Origin of the sequence: Burkholderia seminalis DSM 23518 (assembly GCF_902832885.1) — a bacterium.
Classification (GTDB): domain Bacteria; phylum Pseudomonadota; class Gammaproteobacteria; order Burkholderiales; family Burkholderiaceae; genus Burkholderia; species Burkholderia seminalis.
Genome location: NZ_CADFDK010000005.1, coordinates 418,605 through 443,359, shown reverse-complemented (window position 1 = coordinate 443,359; position 24,755 = coordinate 418,605). Strand labels below are relative to the sequence as shown.

The 24,755-nt window shown below is 68.7% G+C and carries 23 protein-coding genes; 15 read left to right on the top strand and 8 right to left on the bottom strand.

Features of this window, described 5'->3' with window-relative positions:
- Positions 1 to 37: 37 nt before the first annotated feature.
- From araG to HWX00_RS18985, 6 genes are all read left to right on the top strand, one after another.
- Positions 38 to 1,549, top strand: a complete 1,512-nt coding sequence (gene araG, locus HWX00_RS19010; protein ID WP_034186401.1) for an L-arabinose ABC transporter ATP-binding protein AraG — start codon at positions 38 to 40, stop codon at positions 1,547 to 1,549.
- A gap of 69 nt (positions 1,550 to 1,618) precedes the next feature.
- A complete protein-coding gene (araH, locus tag HWX00_RS19005) occupies positions 1,619 to 2,635 on the top strand; it encodes an L-arabinose ABC transporter permease AraH (protein WP_034186402.1) in 1,017 nt (338 codons plus the stop codon).
- Positions 2,636 to 2,663: 28 nt separating this feature from the next.
- Positions 2,664 to 3,461 carry an SDR family NAD(P)-dependent oxidoreductase gene (locus HWX00_RS19000; RefSeq protein ID WP_034186403.1) on the top strand — a complete coding sequence of 266 codons (798 nt, stop codon included), beginning with the start codon at positions 2,664 to 2,666 and terminating at the stop codon, positions 3,459 to 3,461.
- A gap of 51 nt (positions 3,462 to 3,512) precedes the next feature.
- Positions 3,513 to 4,574, top strand: a complete 1,062-nt coding sequence (locus tag HWX00_RS18995) for an aldose 1-epimerase (protein WP_059558043.1) — start codon at positions 3,513 to 3,515, stop codon at positions 4,572 to 4,574.
- A 39-nt stretch (positions 4,575 to 4,613) separates the two neighbouring features.
- Positions 4,614 to 5,456, top strand: a complete 843-nt coding sequence (pyrF, locus tag HWX00_RS18990) for an orotidine-5'-phosphate decarboxylase (protein ID WP_034186405.1) — start codon at positions 4,614 to 4,616, stop codon at positions 5,454 to 5,456.
- Positions 5,457 to 5,651: 195 nt separating this feature from the next.
- The gene (locus HWX00_RS18985) at positions 5,652 to 6,710 is read left to right on the top strand and encodes an HAD family hydrolase (protein WP_049030189.1); all 1,059 of its coding nucleotides are present in this window, start codon (positions 5,652 to 5,654) and stop codon (positions 6,708 to 6,710) included.
- 35 nt (positions 6,711 to 6,745) lie between these two features.
- Here the strand turns inward: HWX00_RS18985 and HWX00_RS18980 are convergent, their stop codons facing one another.
- Genes HWX00_RS18980 through thiL form a run of 3 tightly spaced genes read right to left on the bottom strand, consistent with a single transcriptional unit; the run spans position 6,746 to position 8,811 of the window.
- Positions 6,746 to 7,246, bottom strand: a complete 501-nt coding sequence (locus HWX00_RS18980; RefSeq protein WP_034186407.1) for a CinA family protein — start codon at positions 7,244 to 7,246, stop codon at positions 6,746 to 6,748.
- 31 nt (positions 7,247 to 7,277) lie between these two features.
- Positions 7,278 to 7,823: a phosphatidylglycerophosphatase A family protein gene (locus HWX00_RS18975; RefSeq protein WP_034186408.1), complete on the bottom strand. Its 546-nt coding sequence runs from the start codon at positions 7,821 to 7,823 to the stop codon at positions 7,278 to 7,280.
- Positions 7,813 to 8,811 (bottom strand): thiamine-phosphate kinase, encoded by a 999-nt coding sequence (gene thiL, locus HWX00_RS18970; protein ID WP_059558041.1) that lies wholly within the window; start codon positions 8,809 to 8,811, stop codon positions 7,813 to 7,815. Before thiL ends, HWX00_RS18975 begins: the two co-directional genes overlap by 11 nt.
- A gap of 134 nt (positions 8,812 to 8,945) precedes the next feature.
- Between thiL and HWX00_RS18965 the strand changes: the two genes are divergently transcribed.
- The 4 genes from HWX00_RS18965 (at position 8,946) to HWX00_RS18950 (ending at position 13,594) form a co-directional block, all read left to right on the top strand.
- Positions 8,946 to 11,288 carry an NADP-dependent malic enzyme gene (locus HWX00_RS18965; protein WP_269465996.1) on the top strand — a complete coding sequence of 781 codons (2,343 nt, stop codon included), beginning with the start codon at positions 8,946 to 8,948 and terminating at the stop codon, positions 11,286 to 11,288.
- A gap of 376 nt (positions 11,289 to 11,664) precedes the next feature.
- Positions 11,665 to 12,096, top strand: a complete 432-nt coding sequence (locus tag HWX00_RS18960) for a guanyl-specific ribonuclease (protein WP_034186411.1) — start codon at positions 11,665 to 11,667, stop codon at positions 12,094 to 12,096.
- Between the two features lie 16 nt (positions 12,097 to 12,112).
- On the top strand, positions 12,113 to 12,676 hold the full coding sequence (locus HWX00_RS18955) for a barstar family protein (RefSeq protein ID WP_034186412.1): 564 nt from the start codon (positions 12,113 to 12,115) through the stop codon (positions 12,674 to 12,676).
- Between the two features lie 210 nt (positions 12,677 to 12,886).
- On the top strand, positions 12,887 to 13,594 hold the full coding sequence (locus HWX00_RS18950; RefSeq protein ID WP_049028426.1) for a hypothetical protein: 708 nt from the start codon (positions 12,887 to 12,889) through the stop codon (positions 13,592 to 13,594).
- A 78-nt stretch (positions 13,595 to 13,672) separates the two neighbouring features.
- On the opposite strand, the gene HWX00_RS18945 is transcribed toward HWX00_RS18950, so the two are convergent.
- The 3 genes from HWX00_RS18945 to speE form a co-directional block, all read right to left on the bottom strand.
- Complete coding sequence (locus tag HWX00_RS18945; RefSeq protein WP_034186446.1) at positions 13,673 to 14,440, bottom strand: 16S rRNA (uracil(1498)-N(3))-methyltransferase; 768 nt, start codon at positions 14,438 to 14,440, stop codon at positions 13,673 to 13,675.
- A gap of 17 nt (positions 14,441 to 14,457) precedes the next feature.
- Positions 14,458 to 14,874: a VOC family protein gene (locus HWX00_RS18940; RefSeq protein WP_034186414.1), complete on the bottom strand. Its 417-nt coding sequence runs from the start codon at positions 14,872 to 14,874 to the stop codon at positions 14,458 to 14,460.
- A gap of 118 nt (positions 14,875 to 14,992) precedes the next feature.
- Positions 14,993 to 15,850, bottom strand: coding sequence for a polyamine aminopropyltransferase (speE, locus tag HWX00_RS18935; protein ID WP_175029130.1), 858 nt, complete (start codon positions 15,848 to 15,850; stop codon positions 14,993 to 14,995).
- Positions 15,851 to 16,065: 215 nt separating this feature from the next.
- Here speE and tkt point away from each other — a divergent pair, with 215 nt between their 5' ends.
- Complete coding sequence (gene tkt / locus HWX00_RS18930; protein ID WP_034186416.1) at positions 16,066 to 18,138, top strand: transketolase; 2,073 nt, start codon at positions 16,066 to 16,068, stop codon at positions 18,136 to 18,138.
- Between the two features lie 87 nt (positions 18,139 to 18,225).
- Entirely contained in the window at positions 18,226 to 19,236 is a 1,011-nt protein-coding gene (gene gap, locus HWX00_RS18925) for a type I glyceraldehyde-3-phosphate dehydrogenase (RefSeq protein ID WP_006485712.1), read from the top strand.
- A gap of 96 nt (positions 19,237 to 19,332) precedes the next feature.
- Here the strand turns inward: gap and HWX00_RS18920 are convergent, their stop codons facing one another.
- Positions 19,333 to 20,214 (bottom strand): LysR family transcriptional regulator, encoded by an 882-nt coding sequence (locus HWX00_RS18920; RefSeq protein ID WP_034186417.1) that lies wholly within the window; start codon positions 20,212 to 20,214, stop codon positions 19,333 to 19,335.
- 151 nt (positions 20,215 to 20,365) lie between these two features.
- On the opposite strand from HWX00_RS18920, the gene HWX00_RS18915 reads away from it, so the two are divergent.
- Both HWX00_RS18915 and HWX00_RS18910 read left to right on the top strand, forming a co-directional pair.
- Complete coding sequence (locus tag HWX00_RS18915) at positions 20,366 to 21,139, top strand: SDR family NAD(P)-dependent oxidoreductase (protein ID WP_034186418.1); 774 nt, start codon at positions 20,366 to 20,368, stop codon at positions 21,137 to 21,139.
- A 15-nt stretch (positions 21,140 to 21,154) separates the two neighbouring features.
- A complete protein-coding gene (locus HWX00_RS18910) occupies positions 21,155 to 22,213 on the top strand; it encodes an L-idonate 5-dehydrogenase (protein ID WP_175029129.1) in 1,059 nt (352 codons plus the stop codon).
- A 105-nt stretch (positions 22,214 to 22,318) separates the two neighbouring features.
- Here the strand turns inward: HWX00_RS18910 and HWX00_RS18905 are convergent, their stop codons facing one another.
- Positions 22,319 to 23,518 carry an MFS transporter gene (locus tag HWX00_RS18905; protein ID WP_034186420.1) on the bottom strand — a complete coding sequence of 400 codons (1,200 nt, stop codon included), beginning with the start codon at positions 23,516 to 23,518 and terminating at the stop codon, positions 22,319 to 22,321.
- A 310-nt stretch (positions 23,519 to 23,828) separates the two neighbouring features.
- Between HWX00_RS18905 and cynR the strand changes: the two genes are divergently transcribed.
- Positions 23,829 to 24,719 carry a transcriptional regulator CynR gene (gene cynR / locus HWX00_RS18900; protein WP_175029128.1) on the top strand — a complete coding sequence of 297 codons (891 nt, stop codon included), beginning with the start codon at positions 23,829 to 23,831 and terminating at the stop codon, positions 24,717 to 24,719.
- The last annotated feature ends 36 nt before the right edge of the window (positions 24,720 to 24,755 follow it).

The window sequence follows — 24,755 nt, the reverse complement described above, 5'->3', positions numbered from 1 at the left end:
GCCGGCGGTCGATCGATTTCGGAAGTGGAGAGACGACGTGTCAGCGGCACTGCGTTTTGACAATATCGGCAAGGTATTTCCCGGCGTGCGCGCACTCGACGGCATTTCGTTCGACGTGCAGGCGGGCGAAGTGCATGGCCTGATGGGCGAGAACGGCGCGGGCAAGTCGACGCTGTTGAAGATTCTCGGCGGCGAATACCAGCCCGATGCGGGCAGCGTGCTGGTCGACGGCCAGCCCGTGCAGTTCGCGAATGCGGCCGCGTCGATCGCGGCCGGCATCGCGGTGATTCACCAGGAGCTGCAGTACGTCCCCGACCTGACGGTCGCGGAAAACCTGCTGCTCGGCCGCCTGCCGAACGCGTTCGGCTGGGTGAGGAAGCGCGAGGCGAAGCGCTACGTGCGCGAGCGGCTCGCGGCGATGGGCGTCGACCTCGATCCCGACGCGAAGCTCGGGCGGCTGTCGATCGCGCAGCGGCAGATGGTCGAGATCTGCAAGGCGCTGATGCGCAATGCGCGCGTGATCGCGCTCGACGAACCGACCAGTTCGCTGTCGCATCGCGAGACCGAGGTGCTGTTCAAGCTCGTCGACGACTTGCGTGCGCAGGGCCGCGCGCTGATCTACATCTCGCACCGGATGGACGAGATCTACCGGCTCTGCAATGCGTGCACGATTTTCCGCGACGGGCGCAAGATCGCGTCGCACGAGTCGCTCGCCGACGTGCCGCGTGAACGGCTCGTCGCCGAGATGGTCGGGCGCGAGATTTCGGACATCTACCATTACGCGCCGCGCGCGCTCGGCGACGTGCGGTTCTCCGCCGAAGGCATCGACGGCCATGCGCTGCGCGAACCCGCGAGCTTCTCGGTGCGCGCGGGCGAGATCGTCGGCTTCTTCGGGCTGGTGGGCGCGGGCCGCAGCGAACTGATGCGGCTCGTGTACGGCGCGGACCACCGGCGCGCGGGCGTGCTGACGCTCGACGGCGCGCGCATCGACGTGAAGCGCACCGGCGACGCGATCCGCCACGGCATCGTGCTGTGCCCCGAGGACCGCAAGGAAGAAGGGATCATCGCGATCGCGTCGGTCGCGGAGAACATCAACATCAGTTGCCGCCGCCATTCGCTGCGCGCGGGGCTGTTCATCAACCGCAAGGCCGAAAGCGAAACGGCCGACCGCTTCATCCAGCGGCTGAAGATCAAGACGCCGAACCGGCGCCAGAAGATCCGCTTCCTGTCGGGCGGCAACCAGCAGAAGGCGATCCTGTCGCGCTGGCTGGCGGAGCCCGACCTGAAGGTCGTGATCCTCGACGAGCCGACGCGCGGGATCGACGTCGGCGCGAAGCACGAGATCTACGACGTGATCTACCGGCTCGCGGAGCGCGGCTGCGCGATCGTGATGGTGTCGTCGGAGCTGCCGGAAGTGCTCGGCGTGTCCGACCGCATCGTCGTGATGCGCGAAGGCCGGATCGCCGGCGAGCTGCCGCGCGAACGGGCGAACGAGCACGCGGTGCTGAGCCTCGCGCTGCCGCAGACGAGCGCGGTCGAGGCAGCCTGACGCGACCGGCGACAATCGAATCGAACCTGCGCGGCGCGGGCCGCGCGAAGCAGGAGCAGGAGACACACCATGCAAGTCAACGAAAACCTCGCCAGCGCCGCCGTGAAGCCGACGGCCGACGCGCTGGTTCCACAGCAGGGCGACCGCCAGAAGTGGTGGCAGCACCTGACCGAATACAGCCTGATCGCGATCTTCGCGGTGATGTTCATCACGATGTCGCTGACGGTCGATCATTTCTTCTCGATCGACAACATGCTCGGCCTCGCGTTGTCGATCTCGCAGATCGGCATGGTCGCGTGCACGATGATGTTCTGTCTCGCGTCGCGCGACTTCGACCTGTCGATCGGCTCGACCGTCGCGTTCTCCGGCGTGCTGTGCGCGATGGTGCTGAACGCGACCGACAACACGTTCGTCGCGATCGTCGCGGCGGTCGCGGCCGGCGCCGCGATCGGCTTCGTGAACGGCGCGGTGATCGCGTACCTGCGCATCAACGCGCTGATCACGACGCTCGCGACGATGGAGATCGTGCGCGGGCTCGGCTTCATCGTGTCGAAAGGGCAGGCGGTCGGCGTGTCGTCGGATACCTTCATCGCGCTCGGCGGGCTCACGCTCTTCGGCGTGTCGTTGCCGATCTGGGTCACGCTGCTGTGCTTCATCGCGTTCGGCGTGCTGCTGAACCAGACGGTATACGGCCGCAACACGCTCGCGATCGGCGGCAACCCCGAGGCATCGCGGCTCGCGGGGATCAACGTCGAACGCACGCGCGTCTACATCTTCCTGATCCAGGGCGCGGTGACGGCGCTCGCGGGCGTGATCCTCGCATCGCGCATCACGTCGGGCCAGCCGAACGCCGCGCAGGGCTTCGAACTGAACGTGATTTCCGCGTGCGTGCTCGGCGGCGTGTCGCTGATGGGCGGCCGTGCGACGATCTCCGGCGTCGTGATCGGCGTGCTGATCATGGGCACCGTCGAGAACGTGATGAACCTGTTGAACATCGACGCGTTCTACCAGTACCTCGTGCGCGGCGCGATCCTGCTCGCGGCCGTGCTGCTCGACCAGCTGAAGAACCGCGGCGTACGCGATTGACCGACCGGTTTCCACGGAGACGAACCGCATGACCATCGACACTTCCGCGCACGGCGCGAGCGCCGCGCGATACGCGCGATACCCGAGCCTCGAGGATCGCGCGGTGCTGATCACGGGCGGCGCGACCGGCATCGGCGCGGCGTTCGTCGAGCACTTCGCCGCGCAGGGCGCGCGCGTCGCGTTCGTCGACCTCGACGCGGCCGCGGGCGCCGCGCTGGCGGACAGCCTCGCGCACGTGCGCCACGCGCCGCTGTTCATCCAGTGCGACCTGACCGACATCGACGCGCTGCGCCGTGCGATCGACGCGATCCGCGCGCGCATCGGCGCGATCGCGGTGCTCGTGAACAACGCGGCGAACGACGCGCGCCACGCGATCGGCGACGTGACGCCCGACGCGTTCGACGCGGGCATCGCGGTGAACCTGCGCCACCAGTTCTTCGCCGCGCAGGCGGTGATCGACGACATGAAGCAGCAGGGCGGCGGCGCGATCATCAATCTCGGCTCGATCAGCTGGATGCTGAAAAACGGCGGTTATCCCGTCTACGTGATGGCGAAGGCCGCCGTGCAGGGGCTCACGCGCGGGCTCGCGCGCGACCTCGGCCCGTTCGGCATCCGCGTGAATTCGCTGGTGCCGGGCTGGGTGATGACCGACAAGCAGCGCCGGCTGTGGCTCGACGACGCGGGCCGCGCGGCGATCAAGGCCGGCCAGTGCATCGACGCCGAGCTGCTGCCGGCCGACCTCGCGCGGATGGCGCTGTTTCTCGCGGCCGACGACAGCCGGATGATCACCGCGCAGGACGTGATCGTCGACGGCGGCTGGGCCTGACCCGTTCGCACCGACCTGCATCGTTTCCTCGACGAAGGAAAGGAGTTCGCCATGACCGCCCCGTCCTCGCACGCATCGTCGTCCACCAGCCAGTCGCGCCGCGCGCGCCTGGCCGCCGCCGCGCAGCCGGTCAGCCCCGGCCCGCAGACGGCCGCGTTCGCGCAGGGCGTCGGCGCCGCGCATGCGGCGGCCGTCACGCTGTCGAACGCGTCGTTGCGGCTCGACGTGCTGCCGCACCTCGGCGGCGGCATCGCGCGCTTCGACTGGCGCGGCGACAACGGCGCGCTGATGCCGGTGTTCCGCCGCTGCGAGCACCCGGAGACGGCGACGGACCCGAACGAGCTCGCGTGTTATCCGCTGCTGCCTTACTCGAACCGGATCGGCGACGGGCGCTTCGAATGCGACGGGCGCAAGATCGCGGTGCCGCGCAACCGCCGCGACGAGCCGCTGCCGATCCACGGCGACGGCTGGCTCGCGCCGTGGCAGGTGGACGATGCGACCGGCACGACGCTGCAGTTGTCGCTCGACCGCGCGGGCGGCGCGCCGTATGCGTTCCGCGCGATCCAGTCGTTCGAACTCGACGATGCGACGCTGTCGATCGCGCTGACGATCGAGAACGCGGGGCGCGCGCGGCTGCCGTTCGGGCTCGGCGTGCATCCGTTTCTCGTGCGCGACAGCGTGACCGAGCTGGCCGCGGCGGCCGGCGGGCTGTGGTTGTCCGGCGCCGATTTCCTGCCGGTGCGGCACGTGAGCGTGCCGCCGGCCTGGCAGTTCGGCGTCGCGTATCCGCTGCCGGCCGCGCTCGTCAATCACGCGTTTACCGGCTGGGGCGGCCACGCGACGGTGAGCTGGCCGCGCCGCGGGCTGTCGCTGACCGTCGCGGCGGACGCCGACGCGTACGTGCTCTACACGCCGCCGGGCGAGGATTTCTTCTGCTTCGAGCCGGTCGATCATCCGATCAATGCGGTGAACCTGCCGGGCGGCGCGGCCGCGCACGGGATGACGCTGCTCGCGCCCGGCGAGCGCCTCACGCGGCGCTTCGCGTTCACCGTCGAACGCGTCGATGCACGCGGCCATGCCGCGACACGCGAGGGACGCCGGCGACGCGGGTAAAATACGCGGTCTACCAACGGTTTGCCGCGAGTACCCGCCATGTCTTCCCCGCTTACTTTCATCGAATCGCTGCGCGCCGCGTGGCAGCGCACCGACTCGCTGCTGTGCGTCGGCCTCGATCCCGAGCCGTCGCGCTTTCCCGTGCAGTTCGACGGCCAGCCCGACGCGATCTTCGAATTCTGCCGGCAGATCGTCGACGCGACCGCGCCGTACGCGAGCGCGTTCAAGCCGCAGATCGCCTACTTCGCCGCGCATCGCGCGGAAGACCAGCTTGAGCGCCTGATCGCGCACATCCACCTCCAGCATCCGGGCCTGCCCGTGATCCTCGACGCGAAGCGCGGCGACATCGGCAGCACGGCCGAGCAGTACGCGCGCGAAGCGTTCGAGCGCTATCGCGCGGACGCCGTCACGGTGAACCCGTACATGGGCTACGACTCGGTCGAGCCGTACTTCGAGCACGAAGGCAAGGGTGTGATCGTGCTGTGCCGCACGTCGAACCCGGGCGGTTCCGACCTGCAGTTCCTCGAAACGGGCGGGGCCGGCCATCCAGGCCGGCCGCTGTACCAGGTCGTCGCCGACCTCGCGGCGAACAAGTGGAACGCGAGGAACGGCCAGCTCGGCCTCGTGGTCGGCGCCACGTTCCCGAAGGAAATCGAGATCGTGCGCGGGATCGTCGGCGACATGCCGCTGCTGATCCCCGGCATCGGCGCGCAGGGCGGCGACGTGCAGGCGACCGTCAGCGCGGGCCGCACGGCCGACGGCACCGGCATGATGATCAACTCGTCGCGCGCGATCCTGTACGCGAGCAAGGGCGAGGACTTCGCCGAAGCCGCGGCGCTCGCCGCGCAGAAGACGCGCGACACGATCAACGCGCATCGCTGACATGCCGGCCGCCCGTTCGGGCGGCCACCGGCCGCGCCCGCGCCCGCGGGCCGCGCGCCTTCATCGCGTGTGTGCCGCGCTGGCGCACACGAACAACTTCCCGTCGCTTCCGCACCGCATGCCCGCCGTTCATTCGCGCGATGCTGCCGCTTGTCATCGATCTGTAACGAAAATGTCAAGAAAGGGAGTGACGCCATGCCCAAGCTGTCCCGCCGTGTCCTGAGCGCGTTCGCCGCATCGTGGTGCATGACGTTCGCCCATGCGGCGGACCTGTCGCACTGGCCGGCCGACAGCGCGAAGGCGCTGAACGCGATGATCGCCGCGCACGCGCACCGCGGCGACTACGCGGTGTTCGACGCCGACAACACGACCTACCGCTACGACCTCGAGGAATCGCTGCTGCCGTACCTCGAGAACCGCGGCGTGCTGACGCGCGACACGCTCGACCCGTCGCTGAAGCTGATCCCGTTCAAGGATTCCGCCGACTACCGGGAGTCGCTGACGAGCTATTACTACCGGCTGTGCGAGATCGACGACCTCGTCTGCTACCCGTGGATCGCGCAGGCGTTCGCCGGGCAGTCGCTCGCCGATCTGAAGCGCCACGTCGACGCGATGCTCGCCGACGGCAAGCCGGTTCCGGTCCGCTACTGGCAGGGCGACAAGGTGGTCGACGGCACGGTGAACCCGCCGCGCTTCTTCCGCGGCATGCAGGAGCTGTACACCGCGCTGCGCGAGAACGGCATCGACGTCTACGTGATGACGGCCGCGCACGAGGAGCTCGCGCGGCTCGTGCTGTCCGACCCGAAGTACGGCTACCACGTGAAGCCGCAGAACGTGATCGGCGTGACGACGCTGCTGCGCAACCCGGCGACCGGCGCGCTGACGACGTCGCGGCTGCAGATCAAGGCCGGCAAGTACGACGAGGCGGCGAACCGCAGCCTGGTGATCACGCCGTTCCTGATGAACCCGATGACGTGGTACGAAGGCAAGCTCGGTTCGATCGTCGGCTGGATCGACCAGTGGAAGAAGCCGGTGCTGGTCGCGGGCGACACGCCGGCGTCCGACGGCTACATGCTGCTGAACGCGACCGACGTCGCGCGCGGCGGCGTGCGCGTGTGGGTCAACAAGAAGGACAAGCAGATGACGCAGATCCGCGCGTGGTCGGACGAATCGGCCGCGAAGCAGAAATCGCTCGGCCTGCCGGTGACGGCGGACAAGAACTGGATCGTCGTGAAGCCCGACGCGATCCAGTAAGCGGCAAGCGGGCCGCGTCGCGCGCCCCGGCCCGGTCAGCCTTCGCGCTCGTCGAGCAGCTTCAGCAGCCCGCGCAGCGCATGCGCGGCCGCCTGCGTGCGGATCTGCTCGCGGTCGCCCTTGAACACGAGCGTCTCGACGTCGGTATGCAGCCGGTTGCTCCAGCCGAACGACACGGTGCCGACCGGCTTCTTCTCGCTGCCGCCGGCCGGGCCGGCGATGCCCGTGACGGACAGCGCGACCTGCGCGCGGCTGTTGCGCAGCGCGCCTTCGGCCATCGCGCGCGCGACGGGCTCGCTGACGGCGCCGTGCTTGTCGATCAGGTCGGGCGGCACGCCGATCATCTCGATCTTGGCCTGGTTCGAGTACGTGACGAACCCGCGCTCGAACCATTGGCTGCTGCCGGAAATGTCGGTGATCGCCGCGGCGATCATCCCGCCGGTGCAGGATTCGGCGGTGGCGAGCGTCAGGTGCTCGTCACGCAGCTTGTTGCCTGCGCGGATCGCAAGCTGATGGACGACGGAATCGGTTGGCATGCGCGTCGGGATACGGGAGTCGGGAAATCGGTCAGCCGACGACGGAGCGCCACAGGGCGATCACGAGCAGCGTCATGAACGCGGCGACCAGGTCGTCGGCCATGATGCCGAGCCCGCCTTTCAGGCGGCGGTCGAAATAGCGGATCGGCGGCGGCTTGAGCATGTCGAAGAAGCGGAACGCGACGAACGCCCACAGCTGGCCGATGAAGGTCGCCGGCGTGACGAACAGCATCACGAGCCAGATCGCGACGATTTCGTCCCAGACGACGGCGCCCGGATCGGACCTGCCCGTCTTCCTCGCGGTGAAACCGGTGATCCACGTGCCCGCCGCGAAGCCGACGGCGATCAACGCCCACCATTCGGGCACCGTCAGGTAGCGGTTGAGCACGACGAACGTCAGCCAGCCGAACAGCGAGCCGAACGTGCCGGGCATGATCGGCGCGAGCCCGCTGCCGAAACCGAGCGACACGATGTGCGCCGGGTGCGACAGCATGAAGCGCGCGGTCACGCGCTGCGGCGCGTCGGGTGCGGCGCCGGTCTCGGCCGCGGCAGGCGCGGGCGTCGGGTCAGTCTGCATGGAAGTGGTCGAAGCCGTGCAACGTGAGAGCGAGGGGCGCGCCGGCGGCGTCGTGCCACGCGATCGCGGGGAGCGCCGACGGCGCGGACATCGCGCGTATTGTACCGATTCGCGTGACCGGCACGCCGGCCGTTGCGCCGGCCGCCTCGACCGCCGCGCGGGCCGCGGCCGGCGCGGTGAAGCACAGTTCGTAGTCGTCGCCGCCCGCCAGCGTGCAACGGCGCTGCACGTCGGGCGGCAGCGTCGCGAGCGCGGCCGAGCGCGGCACCGCGTCGGCATCGATCTCGGCGCGCACGTTCGAGCGCGTCAGGATGTGCTGCAGGTCGCCGGCGAGGCCGTCGGAGAGGTCGAGCGCCGCGTGCGCGACGCCCGCGAGCGCCAGGCCGAGCGCGATGCGCGGCTCGGGCCGCTCGAGCGCGCGCCGGAACGCGGCCGCTTCGGCCGCGCCGGCCGCCCATTCGCCGCGCGCGACGCCGAGGCCCGCGCGGGCGTCGCCGAGCGTGCCGGACACCCACACGTCGTCGCCGTCGCGCGCGGCGTCGCGCCGCAGCGCCGCGTCGGGCGCGACTTCGCCGAACACGGTCACGCACAGGTTCAGCGGCCCGCTCGTCGTGTCGCCGCCGATCAGCTCGCAGCCGTAGCGCTCGGCGAGCGCGAACAGCCCGTTGCTGAAGGCCTCGAGCCACGCCGCGTCGGCGCGCGGCAGCGCGCAGGCGAGCGTGAACGCGCGCGGTTCGGCGCCCATCGCCGCGAGATCGGACAGGTTGACCGCGAGCGTCTTGTGGCCGAGCGCGTCGGGCGCGACATCGGGAAAGAAATGGCGGCCTTCCACCAGCATGTCCGTCGAAATGGCCAGCAATTTCCCGGATCGCGGCGTGATCAGCGCGCAATCGTCGCCGATCCCGAGCGTCGACGCGCGCGCCCCCTGCGCGGCGCGGCGCGTGAAGAAGCGTTCGATCAGCGAAAACTCGGAGAGGGCGGCTGGCACGTCGGGCGATCCGGAACGGTTGAAGGAACGGCATTGTACGAGGCGAACGGCGGCGCTTCTGCACCATCCGGTACATTTTTGTCGCGGCTGTTGCACCCGAATCGCCGGTCTGGCGGCCGATGATTGGCGCTACAATGCCGTCGAACAGTTATTCTAATCCGCCCGTCACGAGACACATGTCCACCCAAGCCTCCTCCAAAGCCAAGCTCCGCGAAGCCGCACTCGACTATCACGAATTCCCGACGCCCGGGAAAATTGCGATCGCCCCGACCAAGCAGATGATCAACCAGCGCGACCTCGCGCTCGCGTACTCGCCGGGTGTGGCGTACGCGTGCGAGGAGATCGTCGAGAATCCGCTCAACGCCGCGCGCTTCACCGCGCGCAGCAACCTGGTCGGCGTCGTCACGAACGGCACGGCGGTGCTCGGTCTCGGCAACATCGGCCCGCTCGCGTCGAAGCCGGTGATGGAAGGCAAGGCCGTGCTGTTCAAGAAGTTCGCGGGCATCGACGTGTTCGACATCGAGCTGAACGAGTCGGACCCGCACAAGCTCGTCGACGTGATCGCCGCGCTGGAGCCGACCTTCGGCGGGATCAACCTGGAAGACATCAAGGCGCCGGACTGCTTCATCGTCGAGCGCGAAGCGCGCAAGCGAATGAAGATCCCGGTGTTCCACGACGACCAGCACGGCACCGCGATCGTCGTGGCCGCGGCCGTCACGAACGGCCTGAAGGTCGTCAACAAGGACATCAAGAAGGTCAAGCTCGTCGCCTCGGGCGCGGGCGCGGCGGCGCTCGCGTGTCTCGACCTGCTGGTCGACATCGGCCTGCCGCTCGAGAACATCACGGTGACCGACCTGGCCGGCGTGGTTTACAAGGGCCGCACCGAGCTGATGGATCCGGACAAGGAGCGTTTCGCGCGCGAAACCGACGCCCGGACGCTGGCCGAAGTGATCGACGGCGCGGACATCTTCCTCGGCTTGTCGGCCGCGGGCGTGCTGAAGCAGGAGATGGTGAAGGGCATGGCCGAGCGTCCGCTGATCCTCGCGCTCGCGAACCCGACGCCGGAAATCCTGCCCGAAGCGGCGCTCGAAGTGCGCCCCGACGCGATTCTCGCGACCGGCCGCACCGACTACCCGAACCAGGTCAACAACGTCCTGTGCTTCCCGTTCATCTTCCGCGGCGCGCTCGACGTCGGCGCGACGACGATCACGCGTGAAATGGAGATCGCGGCCGTCAACGCGATCGCCGAGCTGGCCCAGCACGAGCAGAGCGACATCGTCGCGACCGCGTACGGCATCCAGGATCTGTCGTTCGGGCCCGAATACCTGATTCCGAAGCCGTTCGATCCGCGCCTGATCGTGAAGATCGCGCCGGCCGTCGCGCAGGCCGCGATGGACGGCGGCGTCGCGACGCGCCCGATCGAGGACATGGAAGCCTACAAGCAGCACCTGCAGCAGTTCGTGTATCACAGCGGCACGACGATGAAGCCGATCTTCCAGATCGCGCGCGCCGCGTCGGAAGAGAAGAAGCGCGTGGTGTTCGCGGAAGGTGAGGAAGAGCGCGTGTTGCGCGCCGTTCAGATCATCGTCGACGAGAAGCTGGCCAAGCCGATCCTGATCGGCCGCCCGTCGGTGATCGAGCACCGTATCCAGCGCTACGGCCTGCGCCTGACGCCGGGCACCGATTTCACGGTCGTCAACACCGAGCACGACGAGCGCTACCGCGACTTCTGGCAGACGTACTACAAGATGATGGCGCGCAAGGGCATCAGCGAGCAGCTCGCGCGCGTCGAGATGCGCCGCCGCACGACGCTGATCGGCTCGATGCTGGTGAAGAAGGGGGAAGCGGACGGGATGATCTGCGGCACGATCAGCACCACGCACCGCCACCTGCACTTCATCGACCAGGTGATCGGCAAGCGCCCGGGCTGCAGCGTGTACGCGGCGATGAACGGCCTCGTGCTGCCGGGCCGCCAGATTTTCCTCGTCGACACGCACGTGAACGTCGATCCGACCCCGGAGCAACTGGCCGAGATCACGATCATGGCGGCAGAGGAAGTGCGCCGCTTCGGCATCGAGCCGAAGGTCGCGCTGGTGTCGCACTCGAATTTCGGCACGAGCAACGCGCCTTCGGCGAAGAAGATGCGCGATACGCTCGCGATCCTGCAGGAAACCGCGCCGGAGCTGAAGGTCGACGGCGAAATGCACGGCGACGTCGCGCTCGACGCCGCGCTGCGCAAGGAAATCCTGCCGGAATCGACGCTGGAAGGCGAAGCGAACCTGCTGATCCTGCCCAACATCGACGCCGCGAACATCGCGTACAACCTGCTGAAGACGGCCGCCGGCAACAACATCGCGATCGGGCCGATCCTGCTGGGCGCCGCGCAGCCGGTGCACGTGCTGACCGAATCGGCGACCGTTCGCCGCATCGTCAACATGGCGGCGCTGCTGGTCGCCGACGTGAACGCGGCGCGCTGAGCCAAAACGAACGCGCCAGGCCGGTCGAACCGGCGTGGCGCGTCGGGAAAATTGTAAACAAAAGCAAAAAGAGGCGTGCCCGCAACGGGCACGCCGCCGGGCAGGGCGCAAACGCGCTTCCCGCAAGCAACAAGCAGCATCTCTCCACTCCAGACAGCGAGCGCGGCAGGGAGGCAGGTCCTGCCAACAGCGAGATGCCATCCGGATTTTATCCTATGTAAGATAAATGTAGTGTAATTTCGGTAAGAAATGCGCGATTCCGGGTATCGCGACGCTTTCGATTCCCAAACGGACATTGATTCGCGCGGCCAATAACGCTACGCTAACGCCTTTGTTGGTCGTCAACTACTTGATTTAACAGCGGGAACCCTGGTTCATGGCACGCAAGTGGCTCCGCAACGGCGCGCTCGCGTCCGTCTTCGCGATGTTCGCGATGGGTATCGTCGGCACGCCGACGGGCAGTCTGGTTTCCGCCGCTTACGCACGGGAGGCCGTTCCGGCCGACGTGGCCGCCAGCGGGCTCGATACGATTCCGGTTGCCAGTCTTCCGCGCGAGGCCGTGACCACGCTGGGCCTGATCGGCGCGGGCGGCCCCTATCCGTACGAGAAAGACGGCGTCGTATTCGGCAACCGCGAGCGGATCCTGCCGAAGGCGAAGCGCGGCTACTACCATGAGTACACGGTGCCGACGCCGCGTGCCCGCAATCGCGGGGCGCGCCGGATCGTCTGTGGCGGGCCCTTGCGCCGGATCGACAACTGTTACTACACGGGCGACCACTACAACAGTTTTAAACGTATTGTTGAATGACTTCGGGACGAATGGCATGAGCGACTCCATCTACGCGCACGATACGGCGGCGGCGGATCTGTTCGCTGCCGGCGACGGCAATCTGTTTCAGCGCGTGATCCAGCTGCACGCGGCGGCGCAGGCTGGCAGCACGCCGGAGCAACAGGAAGCCGAACCCGGGCTTTCATCGAACGAGGAGCCTATGAGCCTTTTCACGACCGTGCGACCCAATCTCGTGCAGTCGATCCGCGCGTTCCGCGTGCAGGATCTCGCCGACGAAGCCACCCGGCTCGGCCAGCACTTCCTGTTCGCGTATTGCGGCGCCGCGCAGTCGAAGCAGGAAGTGATGGAAACGATCGCGACGTCGTTCCTGTTCCCGAAGCATTTCGGGAAGAACTACGATGCACTGTACGACTGCCTGACCGACCTCGTCGCGAAGGCCGGCGCGCAGCCCGGTTTCGTGATCGTTCTCGAAGGGCTGCCGATCGCGCAGAAATTCGACAAGGAAGGGCGCGAGACGCTGCTCGACGTGTTCCGCGAGGCGGCCGAGTTCTGGGCCGAGCGCAAGGTCGCGTTCCGCGTGTTCTACTCGTTCGCGTAAGCACGCACCGGCCCGCGGCCGATCCGGCAGGAAGCCCGCCTCGAGCGGGCTTTTTTGCGCCTGCGCGATGCGTCCGGGCCGGTGCGCGCGCCGCTTGCCGACATCCGCCTTTCATCCGGCGCCGTTTTTCGGGACAATCCGGTCGGCCCGGCTGTGGCAGCCGCCGCACCGGGTGCGTACAACAAACCATCGAGAGAGGGCTGTCTTCCCATGAATATTTCCCGTTCCGCACGCGCCGTCGTGCTGCCCCTGCTGGTCGCGGCCGGCGCCGCGCATGCCGCGCCGCTGACGCCCGAGCAGACCGTCGACCTTTACATCGGCGCGCTCGTCAACGGCGACGTGTCGAAAGCGCGCGAATTCAACGACGCGGTTCGTGAGAGCTACAGCGGCAAGGACGCGCTCGACATCGGCGTGCTGTCGACGATGGGCGAGTCGATGCGCAGGGACATGGCCGACGGGATACTGGCGCCGATGCCGCCGAAGGCCAGTGCCGCGTTGCGTCCGTCGGTCGAGAGCATGGCCGCCGCGTATCAGCGCGCGCTCAATCGCTCGACATGCAAGACGACCGGGTCATCGCAGCAACCGAACCCGGACGTCGAGGGCGCGACGATCGCGACAGTCGAATTCGCGTGTCGCGTGGCCGATGCGGGGCCAGGCGCGAAGGCGCTGGAGGCGAAGCTGGGGCCGAATCGGCGCCTGAAGAGCGAGGCGGCGCGCATTGCGTCGCTCAAGACGATCTTCTCGGGCATCGCGCAGGTGCTGGACGACGCACCGGTGACGCATCCGGTGGCGGGCAAGATCGACATCTACAGCCTCAAGGAAGGCGGCTGGACGACCGGTAGTCCGGGAGACGTGCTGACGCCGGTGGTCGACGCGTTGTCCGATTCGATGCCGCACGGCTCGTCGAGCGACAAGTAACGTGCGACGAACCGCGGCGTCCGCGTCGCGTGCGAGCGGGGAAGGGCCGTGCTGCCTCGCGGCGGCACACCCCGCTCGTTACCACCCGCCCCAACGCGCGGCCAGCGCCGCGAGCACGGCCGCGCCGGCCGTTTCGGTGCGCAATACGCGCGGCCCGAGCGATAGCGCGGTGAAGCCGCGGGCGCGCGCCGCGTTTTCCTCGTCGGGCGACAGCCCGCCTTCGGGGCCGATCAGCAGCGTGACGGCGGCGGCGGGCGGCGTGCCGGGCAGCGACGCGAACGGGATGCTCGCGCGCGGCGACAGCAGCAGCCGCAGTTCGCCGTCGGCCGGTGCGGCCGGCAGCGCGTCGAGCCACGTATGGAAGCCGGCGACCGGCGCGACGTCGGGCACACGGTTGCGTCCGCACTGCTCGCACGACGCACGCACGACGCCGCGCCAGTGCGCGACGCGCTTGTCCGCGCGTTCGCCGGACAGCTTCACGACGCCGCGCGCGGTCGACAGCGGCACGACCGCCGCGACGCCAAGCTCGACGGCCTTCTCGATCACCCAGTCCATCTTGTCGCCGCCGGCGATTCCCTGCGCGAGCGTCACGCGATAGGGCGGCTCGGCTTCGGCCGGTTCGAACGTTTCGATCTGCGCGATCGCGTTGCGCTTGTCGATCTCGACGAGCCGGGCGCGGTACTGGCCGCCGGTGCCGTCGAACAGCGCGAGCACGTCGCCCGGCTGCAGGCGCAGCACCTGGGCGTGGCGCGCGACGTCGGCCGGCAACGCGAGCGTGGCGTCGGCGCGCAACGCGGCGTCGACGAAAAAGCGCGGCACGGCCGCGGTGGTGGTGGCTTCGTTCATGCGTGTTGCGGTGTCGGTCATGCGTCGAGACGGTGTCCAAGCGCCCATCGGTAGCCGTCGAGATCCTCGATCTGCGCGAAGCGGTCGCCCCAGAACTGGTCCTGCGGCGCGCTCAGCGATTTCGCGCCCGCGTCGAGCGCGCGCTGCCAGGTGGCGTCGACGTCGTCGACATACAGATAGAAGGATTGCGGTGCGGTCATGTTCGCGCTTCTCGGCGTGAGCGCGGTCGAGCCGAACGCGCCTTCGGGCGCGAACATCACGATCAGCTGGCCGCGGTAGGTCATCTCGACGTGCATGATCGCACCGTCCTCGTCGTGCACGTCGCGCAGCGCGAAGCCGAAGGCGGCCTTGAAGAAATCGATGGCCGCGCGCGCGTTGCGTACGGCCAGGTAGGGCGTCAACCAAGGCACGTTGGCCGGACGTGGATCGGTCATGAAAATCTCCTGTGGGACCAGGTGGGCGCTGCATCCGGGTCATTCCGGTTCCGCGTTTCGCACGGCGAACCATGCGCAACCCCACGGGAAAAACGGAACGATGCGGCCGCCCGGACGCTCAGCGGCGAACGCCCAGTGTATCGCGCAGCGCGCGCGGCAGGGCAAAGAGGGACGCATGCAACCGCGCATCGTAGTAGCGCAGGTCGTGGACGCGGCGGGCCGCGAGGCGATCGTCGATGTCGTGCGCGAACAGCGCGGCCGCGTCGAGCGTGTCGCTCGCGATCGCCATCAGCCACTGCGAGCCGTACAGCGGCACGTGCGCGGACAACGGATCGACGACCGCGAAGCTCGCGCGCAGGTCGTCGAGCAGCGCGGCGATGCGCGTGGCGTGGAATATCGGCGAGCCGAGGTGCATCGAAATCGCGCCGCACGGCGTGAGAATGCGCTTGAGGCGTGCGTAGAACGCACGCGTGTAGAGGCCGGCCGCCGGCGAATCGGGCGGCGTGAGATCGAACACGACGAGATCGAAATGCTCGACGGTCGACTCGACGAAGTGCGCGGCGTCGCCGATCACGACCTCGACGCGCGGGTCGTCGAGCGCGCCCTGGTGCACGTCGTCGAGATAGCGGCGCGCCATCCCGACCACCTCGTCGTCCAGCTCCGCGATCACGATCCGCTCGATGCACGCGTGCTTGAGCAGCTGGCGGGCCGCGCCGCCGTCGCCGCCGCCGAGCACGAGCGCCTTCTTCGGCGACGGGTGCGCGAGCGCGGCCGGGTGCGTCATGCACTCGTGATACACGTACTCGTCGCCGACCGACGTCATCGGCCGGCCGTCCAGCGTGAACAGGCGGCCGAGCTGCGGGGTTTCCCAGACCTCGATCTGCTGGTGCGAGGACGCGACGCGCGCGAGCCGCCGGGCATTCGGGAAGCCGTAGGTGGCGTGGGGCGTAGGGTGGAAGAGAAGCGTGGTGCTCACGGGCGGACCCTTGGGGCAGGCAGTTCCGACGTCTGAATTATAGGAGGCGGGCGGTTCGACGGAAAACCGTGCCGGAACACTACGCGCCGACAAGGGAAATGTCGGCCCATCTGTTAAAATGACGAGCTTTGCAGCCCCGTCCGTAGGCTCCGTCCGCTTCGCGTCCGTCAGGCGCCGCACCACGCGCCGGGAACGATCGACGCTCGCGCTTCCGGATGCCGCCGTGCCCCCGTTTCCTCGACTCGTTCTCCGGACTCGACATGACGACTTCGTCTCCCGCCTCCACCACCCTGATGGCCAACGCGATCCGTGCGCTCGCGATGGACGCCGTCCAGCAAGCGAACTCCGGTCACCCCGGCATGCCGATGGGCATGGCCGAAATCGGCGTCGCGCTCTGGTCGCGCCATCTGAAGCACAACCCGACGAACCCGCACTGGGCCGATCGCGACCGCTTCGTGCTGTCGAACGGTCATGGCTCGATGCTGCTGTACTCGCTGCTGCACCTGACCGGCTACGACCTGCCGATGGAAGAGCTGAAGAACTTCCGCCAGCTGCACTCGAAGACGCCGGGCCACCCGGAATACGGCATCACGCCGGGCGTCGAGACGACCACCGGCCCGCTCGGCCAGGGCCTCGCGAACGCGGTCGGCATGGCGCTCGGCGAAGCGCTGATGGCCGACGAGTTCAACCGTGACGGCGCGAAGATCGTCGATCACCACACGTACGTGTTCCTCGGCGACGGCTGCCTGATGGAAGGCATCTCGCACGAAGCCTGCTCGCTCGCCGGCACGCTGAAGCTGAACAAGCTGATCGCGCTGTACGACGACAACGGCATCTCGATCGACGGCGACGTCGTGAACTGGTTCCACGACGACACGCCGAAGCGTTTCGAAGCGTACGGCTGGAACGTGATCCCGAACGTGAACGGCCATGACGTCGACGCGGTCGACGCGGCGATCGCGAAGGCGAAGCTGTCGGACAAGCCGACGCTGATCTGCTGCAAGACGGTGATCGGCCAGGGCGCGGCCACGAAGGCCGGCGGCCACGACGTGCACGGCGCGGCGCTCGGCGCGGAAGAAATCGCGAAGACGCGCGAAGCGCTCGGCTGGAAGTGGGAGCCGTTCGTGATTCCGCAGGAAGTCTACGCGGCATGGGACGCGAAGGAAGCCGGCAAACGCGCCGAAACCGAATGGGACGCGACGTTCGCCGCCTATCGCGCGAAGTTCCCGGCGGAAGCCGCCGAATTCGAGCGCCGGATGGCCAACAAGCTGCCGGCCGACTGGGCTGAAAAGGCCGCGGCGATCATCGCCGGCGCGAACGAGCGCGCCGAAACGGTCGCGACCCGCAAGGCGTCGCAGCAGGCGATCGAAGGCCTGGCCGCCGCGCTGCCGGAACTGCTCGGCGGCTCGGCCGACCTGACCGGCTCGAACCTGACCAACTGGAAGGCGTCGAAGGCGGTCCGCGCGAATCCGGAAGGCCCGGGCGTCGTGCTGGGCAACCACATCAACTACGGCGTGCGTGAATTCGGCATGAGCGCCGCGATCAACGGCCTCGCGCTGCACGGCGGCCACAAGCCGTTCGGCGGCACGTTCCTGACGTTCTCCGACTACAGCCGCAACGCGCTGCGCGTGGCCGCGCTGATGAAGGTGCCGTCGATCTTCGTGTTCACGCACGATTCGATCGGCCTCGGCGAGGATGGCCCGACGCACCAGTCGATCGAGCACGTGTCGAGCCTGCGCCTGATCCCGAACCACGACGTGTGGCGTCCGGCCGACACGGTCGAGACGGCCGTCGCGTGGACCCACGCGGTCGCCGCCGACCGACCGTCGAGCCTGATCTTCAGCCGCCAGAACCTCGCGTTCAACCCGCGTACCGATGCGCAGATCGCGAACATCGAGAAGGGCGGTTACGTGCTGAAGGACTGGGACGAAGAGATCGTCGCGCGCAAGATCATCCTGATCGCGACGGGCTCGGAAGTCGAACTCGCGATGAAGGCCGTCGAGCCGCTCGCGCAGCAGGGCATCGCGGCCCGCGTCGTGTCGATGCCGTCGACCAACGTGTTCGACCGCCAGGACGCCGAATACCGTGAGCGCGTGCTGCCGCACGGCGTGCGCCGCGTCGCGATCGAAGCGGGCGTGACGGCCTTCTGGCACAAGTACGTCGGCCTGGAAGGCGGCGTCGTCGGGATCGACACGTTCGGCGAATCGGCGCCGGCCGGCGTGCTGTTCAAGTACTTCGGCTTCACCGTCGAGCACGTCGTCGAGACCGCCAAGGCCGTACTGGCCTGACAACATACGCGACGCGCGCCACCCGTCGCGCGCGTCGCACCGTGAAGCTGCACGAAACGAATTTTTTCAGCCATCAGGAGATAGACCATGACGATTCGCGTCGCAATCAACGGCTACGGCCGTATCGGCCGCAACACGCTGCGCGCGTTTTATGAAAACGGCAAGAAGCACGATCTCGAGATCGTCGCGATCAACGACCTGGGCGATGCGAAGACCAACGCGCACCTGACCCAGTACGACACCGCGCACGGCAAGTTCCCGGGCGAAGTGTCGGTCGACGGCGACTACCTCGTCGTGAACGGCGACAAGATCCGCGTGCTGGCGAACCGCAACCCGGCCGAACTGCCGTGGGGCGAGCTGGGCGTCGACGTCGTGATGGAATGCACGGGCTTCTTCACGACGAAGGAAAAGGCGAGCGCGCACCTGAAGGGCGGCGCGAAGAAGGTCATCATCTCGGCGCCGGGCGGCAAGGACGTCGACGCGACGATCGTCTACGGCGTGAACCACGACGTGCTGAAGGCCGAGCACACCGTCATCTCGAACGCATCGTGCACGACGAACTGCCTCGCGCCGCTCGTCAAGCCGCTGAACGACAAGATCGGCCTCGAAACCGGCCTGATGACGACGATCCACGCATACACGAACGACCAGGTGCTGACGGACGTCTATCACGAAGACCTGCGCCGCGCGCGTTCGGCCACGCACAGCCAGATCCCGACGAAGACCGGCGCGGCGTCGGCCGTCGGCCTCGTGCTGCCGGAACTGAACGGCAAGCTCGACGGTTACGCGATCCGCGTCCCGACGATCAACGTGTCGATCGTCGACCTGTCGTTCATCGCAAAGCGCGACACGACGGTCGAGGAAGTCAACGCGATCATGAAGGAAGCATCGGAAGGCGCGCTGAAGGGCATCCTCGGCTACAACGACGCACCGCTGGTGTCGATCGACTTCAACCACAACCCGGCTTCGTCGACGTTCGACGCGACGCTGACCAAGGTGTCGGGCCGTCTCGTCAAGGTGTCGAGCTGGTACGATAACGAGTGGGGTTTCTCGAACCGCATGCTGGATACCGCTGTCGCATTCGCGAACGCGAAGTAATCCCGCACGTTGCGCGGCCGCCGCGACGCGGCCTGCGCGGCGAACGAGCCCGGCCGGTTTTTCCGGTCGGGCTTTTTTGTTGCCGCGTTCGGTGGCTCACGCCGCGGTCACCTGCTCGAGCGCGGCGGCGAACGCACGCTTCAGCGGGCTGTCGAGATCGGTCCACGCGAGGCCGATGCCGGTGCGGTGCCCGGCCAGGTCGAGCGGCCGCGCGAGCACGTTCGGCGGCAGCGCGCTCGCGGCTTCCGCCGGGATCAGTCCGATCCCCATGCCCGCCGCGACGAGCGCGAGCATCGTCGTGAATTCGCCGAACTCCTGGGCAATCTCGAGCGTCGTGCCCGCGCGGCTCAGCGCGAGCAGCATGTCGTCGTGAAAGCCGGGCGCGTAGCGGCGCGCGAGTACGAACACCGGCTGGCCGCGCAGCGCGGCCGGCGGGATCGGGTCGTGCACCGCGAGCGGATGATCGAGCGGCAGCGCGACGACGAAGCCTTCTTCCAGGATCACGCGCGTGTCGATGCCCGCATACGCGGCCGGCAGCCGGATCATCCCGAAATCGATCCGCCGGTCGCGCAGTGCGGCGATCTGGTCGGGCGTCGGCATGTCCTTCAGGTCGAGCGCGATCAGCGGATAACGCTCGCGCATCGTGCGCAGCACGGCCGGCAGCAGCGCGGGCAGCACCGACGACACGAACGCGATCCGCAGCGTGCCGATTTCGCCGCGGCTCGACAGCCGCGCCATCTGCTCCGCGCGCGCGGCCTGCTGCAGCGTGGCGCGTGCTTCGGGCAGGAACACGCGCCCGGTGTCGCTCAGTTCGACCTTGTGCCGGTCGCGCTCGAACAGGCGCGCGCCGAGTGCTTCCTCGAGTGCCTTGATCTGCATGCTCAACGCGGGTTGCACGATGCACAGGCGCCGCGCGGCGCGCCCGAAATGCAGCTCTTCCGCGAGCGTGACGAAGGCGCGCAATTGCTTGAGTTCCATGGTCGGCGGGCCCCCGTGGGCGGTAATCAGATTTCATGATAACCGGATCAAAAACAAGCATTGGCGCGGGGCCCGGCCGCCGGTGGAAGATAACGTCGACGCGAGACCGGCCGCGACGGGCAGCCGGCTCCCCTGAGATGAGGAGACATCGATGACCCACGCGCTTGACCGGTTCCGCCTCGACGGCCGCCGCGCACTGATTACCGGCTCCGGACGCGGGATCGGGCTGACGCTCGCCCGCGGACTCGCGGAAGCCGGCGCGGCGATCGTCATCAACGATCGCAATGAGGAGAAGGCCGCGACGCTCGCGCGCCGTTTCCGCGACGAAGGCTTCACGGCCGACCATGCGGTGTTCGACGTGGCCGAGCACGCGCAGGTGCGCGCGGCGATCGACGATGCCGAGGCGCGCATCGGCGCGATCGACATCCTCGTGAACAACGCGGGCATCCAGCGCCGCGCGCCGCTCGACACGTTCGACCCGGACGACTGGCATGCGCTGATGCGCGTGAACCTCGACGGCGTGTTCAACGTCGCGCAGGCCGTCGCGCGGCACATGATCGCGCGCGGCCACGGGAAGATCATCAACATCTGCTCGGTGCAGAGCGAACTCGCGCGGCCGACGATCGCGCCGTATGCGGCGACCAAGGGCGCGGTGCGGATGCTGACGAAGGGGATGTGCGCCGACTGGGCGCGCCACGGCATCCAGGCGAACGGCCTCGCGCCCGGCTATTTCGAAACCGAACTGAATCGCGCGCTGGTCGACGACGCGGCGTTCTCGGACTGGCTGTGCAAGCGCACGCCGGCCGGTCGCTGGGGGCGCGTCGACGAGCTGTGCGGCGCGGCGATCTTTCTCGCGTCGGCCGCCTCCGATTTCGTGAACGGCCAGACGCTGTTCGTGGATGGCGGCCTGACCAGCGCCGTTTGACGAGAGGAGAGGGTCATGCGTATGCGTTGCATGTGTGTGGTGATCCACGGGCCGAACGACCTGCGGGTCGAGGAGCAGGACGCGGGCGAGATCGGCCCGGGCCAGGTGCGCGTCGACGTCGCGATGGGCGGCATCTGCGGCTCCGACCTGCATTACTTCCGGCATGGCGGCTTCGGCGCGATCCGGCTGCAGCAGCCGATGGTGCTCGGCCACGAGGTGGCCGGCGCGGTCGCGGAGGTCGCGCCGGACGTGACGTCGGTGAAAGTCGGCGACCGCGTCGCGGTCAATCCGAGCCGGCCGTGCGGCGCGTGCCGCTACTGCCTCGAAGGGCTGCCGAACCAGTGTCTCGACATGCGCTTCTACGGCAGCGCGATGCGCATGCCGCACGTGCAGGGCGCGTTCCGCAACGCGCTCGTATGCGACGCCGTGCAGTGCGTGAAGGTTGCCGATCACGTGCCGCTGTCGCTCGCGGCGCTCGCCGAGCCGTTCGCGGTCGGGCTGCATGCGGTGTCGCGCGCGGGCCCGCTGATCGGCAAGCGGGTGCTCGTGTCGGGGTGCGGGCCGATCGGCGTGCTTGCGGTCGCGGCCGCGCGCGTGCACGGCGCGACGGAGATCGTCGCGACCGACGTCGTCGAGGCGCCGCTGGCGGTGGCCAGTGCGCTCGGCGCCGACCGCACGATCAACGCGGCCGCCGATGCCGGCTGGGTCGCGCGTTACGCCGCCGACAAGGGCACGTTCGACGTGATGATCGAGTGTTCGGGCAATGCGCGGGCGCTGCGAGACGGGCTGGACGTGATGCGGCCGCGCGGTGTCGTCGTGCAGCTCGGGCTCGGCGGCGACGTCAGCCTGCCGCAGAACGTCGTGGTCGCGAAGGAGCTGTCGATCTGCGGATCGTTCCGCTTCCACGCGGAATTCGCGCTCGCGGTGCAGCTGATCAATGCGGGGCGCGTCGACCTGCGGCCGGCCGTCACGCGCGTGTTCCCGATGCGCGATGCGAATCTCGCGTTCGAACTGGCCGGCGACCGGCAGCGCGCGATGAAGGTGCTGATCGATTTCGCGGGCGAGACCGCGTGACGGCGCGGCGCTGACCCGCGACGGCCTCGACGCCGTCGCCACGAGGCACGCCCGCGATTCGCGCGGCGTGCCTCGGTCGTCGTGTCGCGGAAACGGAGGATCGCGTTACGGCGTGACCTGCCGCGTGCCGACACGCTGCGAGGCGAGCCACAGCGCGATCAGCACGCCCGACAGCGCCGCGCCCGCGATGCACACGCCGCGCCAGCCGGCGATGCCGTACGCGACGCTCGCCGCGAACGACCCGAGCGCGCCGCCGATGAAGTAGCTCGTCAGGTAGATCGTCGTCACGCGGCTGCGCGCGTTCCCGGCCAGCGCGTAGATCACGCTCTGGTTCGAGATGTGCATGCCCTGCACGCCGACGTCGAGCAGCAGGATGCCCGCGATCAGCGCCGCGAGCGAATGCGCGCCGGCCGCGATCAGTGCGAACGACGCGAGCACGGCCGCGGCGAACAGCCCCGTCGCCGCGTTGCCGTGGCCGCGATCGACGAGCCGGCCGGCCGACGTCGCCGCGAGCGCGCCCACCGCGCCGACGACGCCGAACAGGCCGATCCGGCCTTCGGAATAGCCGTACGGCGGCTGGCTCAGCAGGAACGTGAGGCCCGTCCACAGCAGGCTGAAGCACGCGAACACCAGCGCGCCGTAGGTCGAGCGCAGCGCGATCAGCGGTTGCGCGCGCACCAGCGCGACGAGCGACTTCATCAGCGCCGCATAGTCGACGCGCGTGTCGCGGCGATCCTTCGGCAGCTTCACGGCGAGCACGCCGGTCAGCGCGAGCACCATCACCGCGGCGATGCCGTACACCGCACGCCAGCCGAACCCGTCGGCGATCGCGCCGGCCGCGACGCGTGCGAGCAGGATGCCGAGCAACAGGCCGCTCATCACGGTGCCGACCGCGCGGCCGCGCGAGCGCGCGTCGGCGAGCGATGCCGCGAACGGGACGAGCAGCTGCGTCGAGCAGGTGACGAAGCCGACCGCGACGTTCGCGACGACGAACGTCGTGAAATTGGTGCTGACGGTCACGGCGGCCAGCGCGACGACGTTGAGCATCAGCAGCCGCACGATCAGCGTGTGGCGGTTGACCGCGTCGCCGAGCGGGACGATCAGCAGCAGGCTCGCCGCATAACCGAGCTGTGTCAGCGTGACGAGATAGCCGAGCTCGGCCGGCGCGCGGCCGAAGCTGCGCGCGATCGCGGCGAGCAGCGGCTGCGCGTAATAGATGTTGCCGATGACGATGCCGCACGCGCAGGCGAACAGCAGCGTCATGCCGCGGGTCAGCGGAGGATGGTTGTCGTGATGCGGTTCCATGGTCGTGAAAAAACGGCGGCGCCGGCCGGCGGCACGGGGCCGTCGGTTGCGCGGGGTGACGGAAATCGGGGCCGGTGTGACGGATCGGCGGTGGGCCGATGCGCGCCGGGCGGATCGCGGCCGGGCCCGGATCGGGCGCGCGGCGGATCGTCGTGCGGCGGGCGCAGGCAGGGCGGGCCCGGGCGGGCCGCTCCGGTGCGGACAGGTGCGAGGCACGGGAACGGATGTGCGTATGATGCGGGAGTCGCCCCATAGCGTCCAAGACTGGATCGTTATGGTATTCATTGGCAAAACCAATACATTGGCCGCGATGCTTCTTCGCCACATCCGCTATTTCCTGGCCGTCGCCGAGCAACGCAGTTTCACGCGCGCGGCCGATGCGCTGCACGTGTCGCAGCCCACGCTGTCGCAGCAGGTGCGCCAGCTCGAGGACACGCTCGGCGTGCAGCTGTTCGACCGCTCGGGCCGCACGGTGCGGCTCACCGAATTCGGCGAAGTCTATGCACGCCATGCGCGCGCCGCGCTGCACGAGCTCGATGCGGGGCAGCGCGCGCTGCACGACGTTGCCGATCTCGGTGGCGGGTCGCTGCGGCTCGCGATGATGCCGACCTTCGCGGCCTACCTGAGCGGCTCGCTGATCGACGGTTTTCACACCGATTACCCGAACGTCGCGCTGACGATCGACGCGATGCCGCAGGCGCGCATCGAGGCGCTGCTCGCCGACGACCGGCTCGACGCGGGTTTCGCGTTCATGCCGCCGCGCGCGCCGGACATCGACGCGCTGCCGCTGTGGGACGAGCCGCTCGCGCTCGTGACGGGCCGCACGCACCGTCTCGCGCGGCGCCGCCGCGCGCTGACGCCGGCCGAGCTCGGCGGCGAGCCGCTGGTGCTGCTGAGCCGCGCGTTCGCGACGCGCGAGCGCATCGACCGGTACTTCATCGAGCATGGCGCGCGGCCGACGATCGCGATCGAGACGAATACGATCAGCGCGGTGCTGGAGCTCGTGCGATGCGGCCGGCTTGCGACGGTGCTGCCCGATGCGATCGCGCGCGAGAGCGGCGAGCTGTGCGCGCTGGAGATCGATCCGCCGCTGCCGGCCCGCACGGCCGCGCTGCTCACGCGCAAGGGCGCGTACCGCAGCGTCGCGGCGCGCGCGTTCATCGAGCGCGCGCTCGCGTTCCGCTATCCGTCGGGCGGGTGACCGGGACGCCCGGGCCGTTTGGGAACCGGGGGCGCG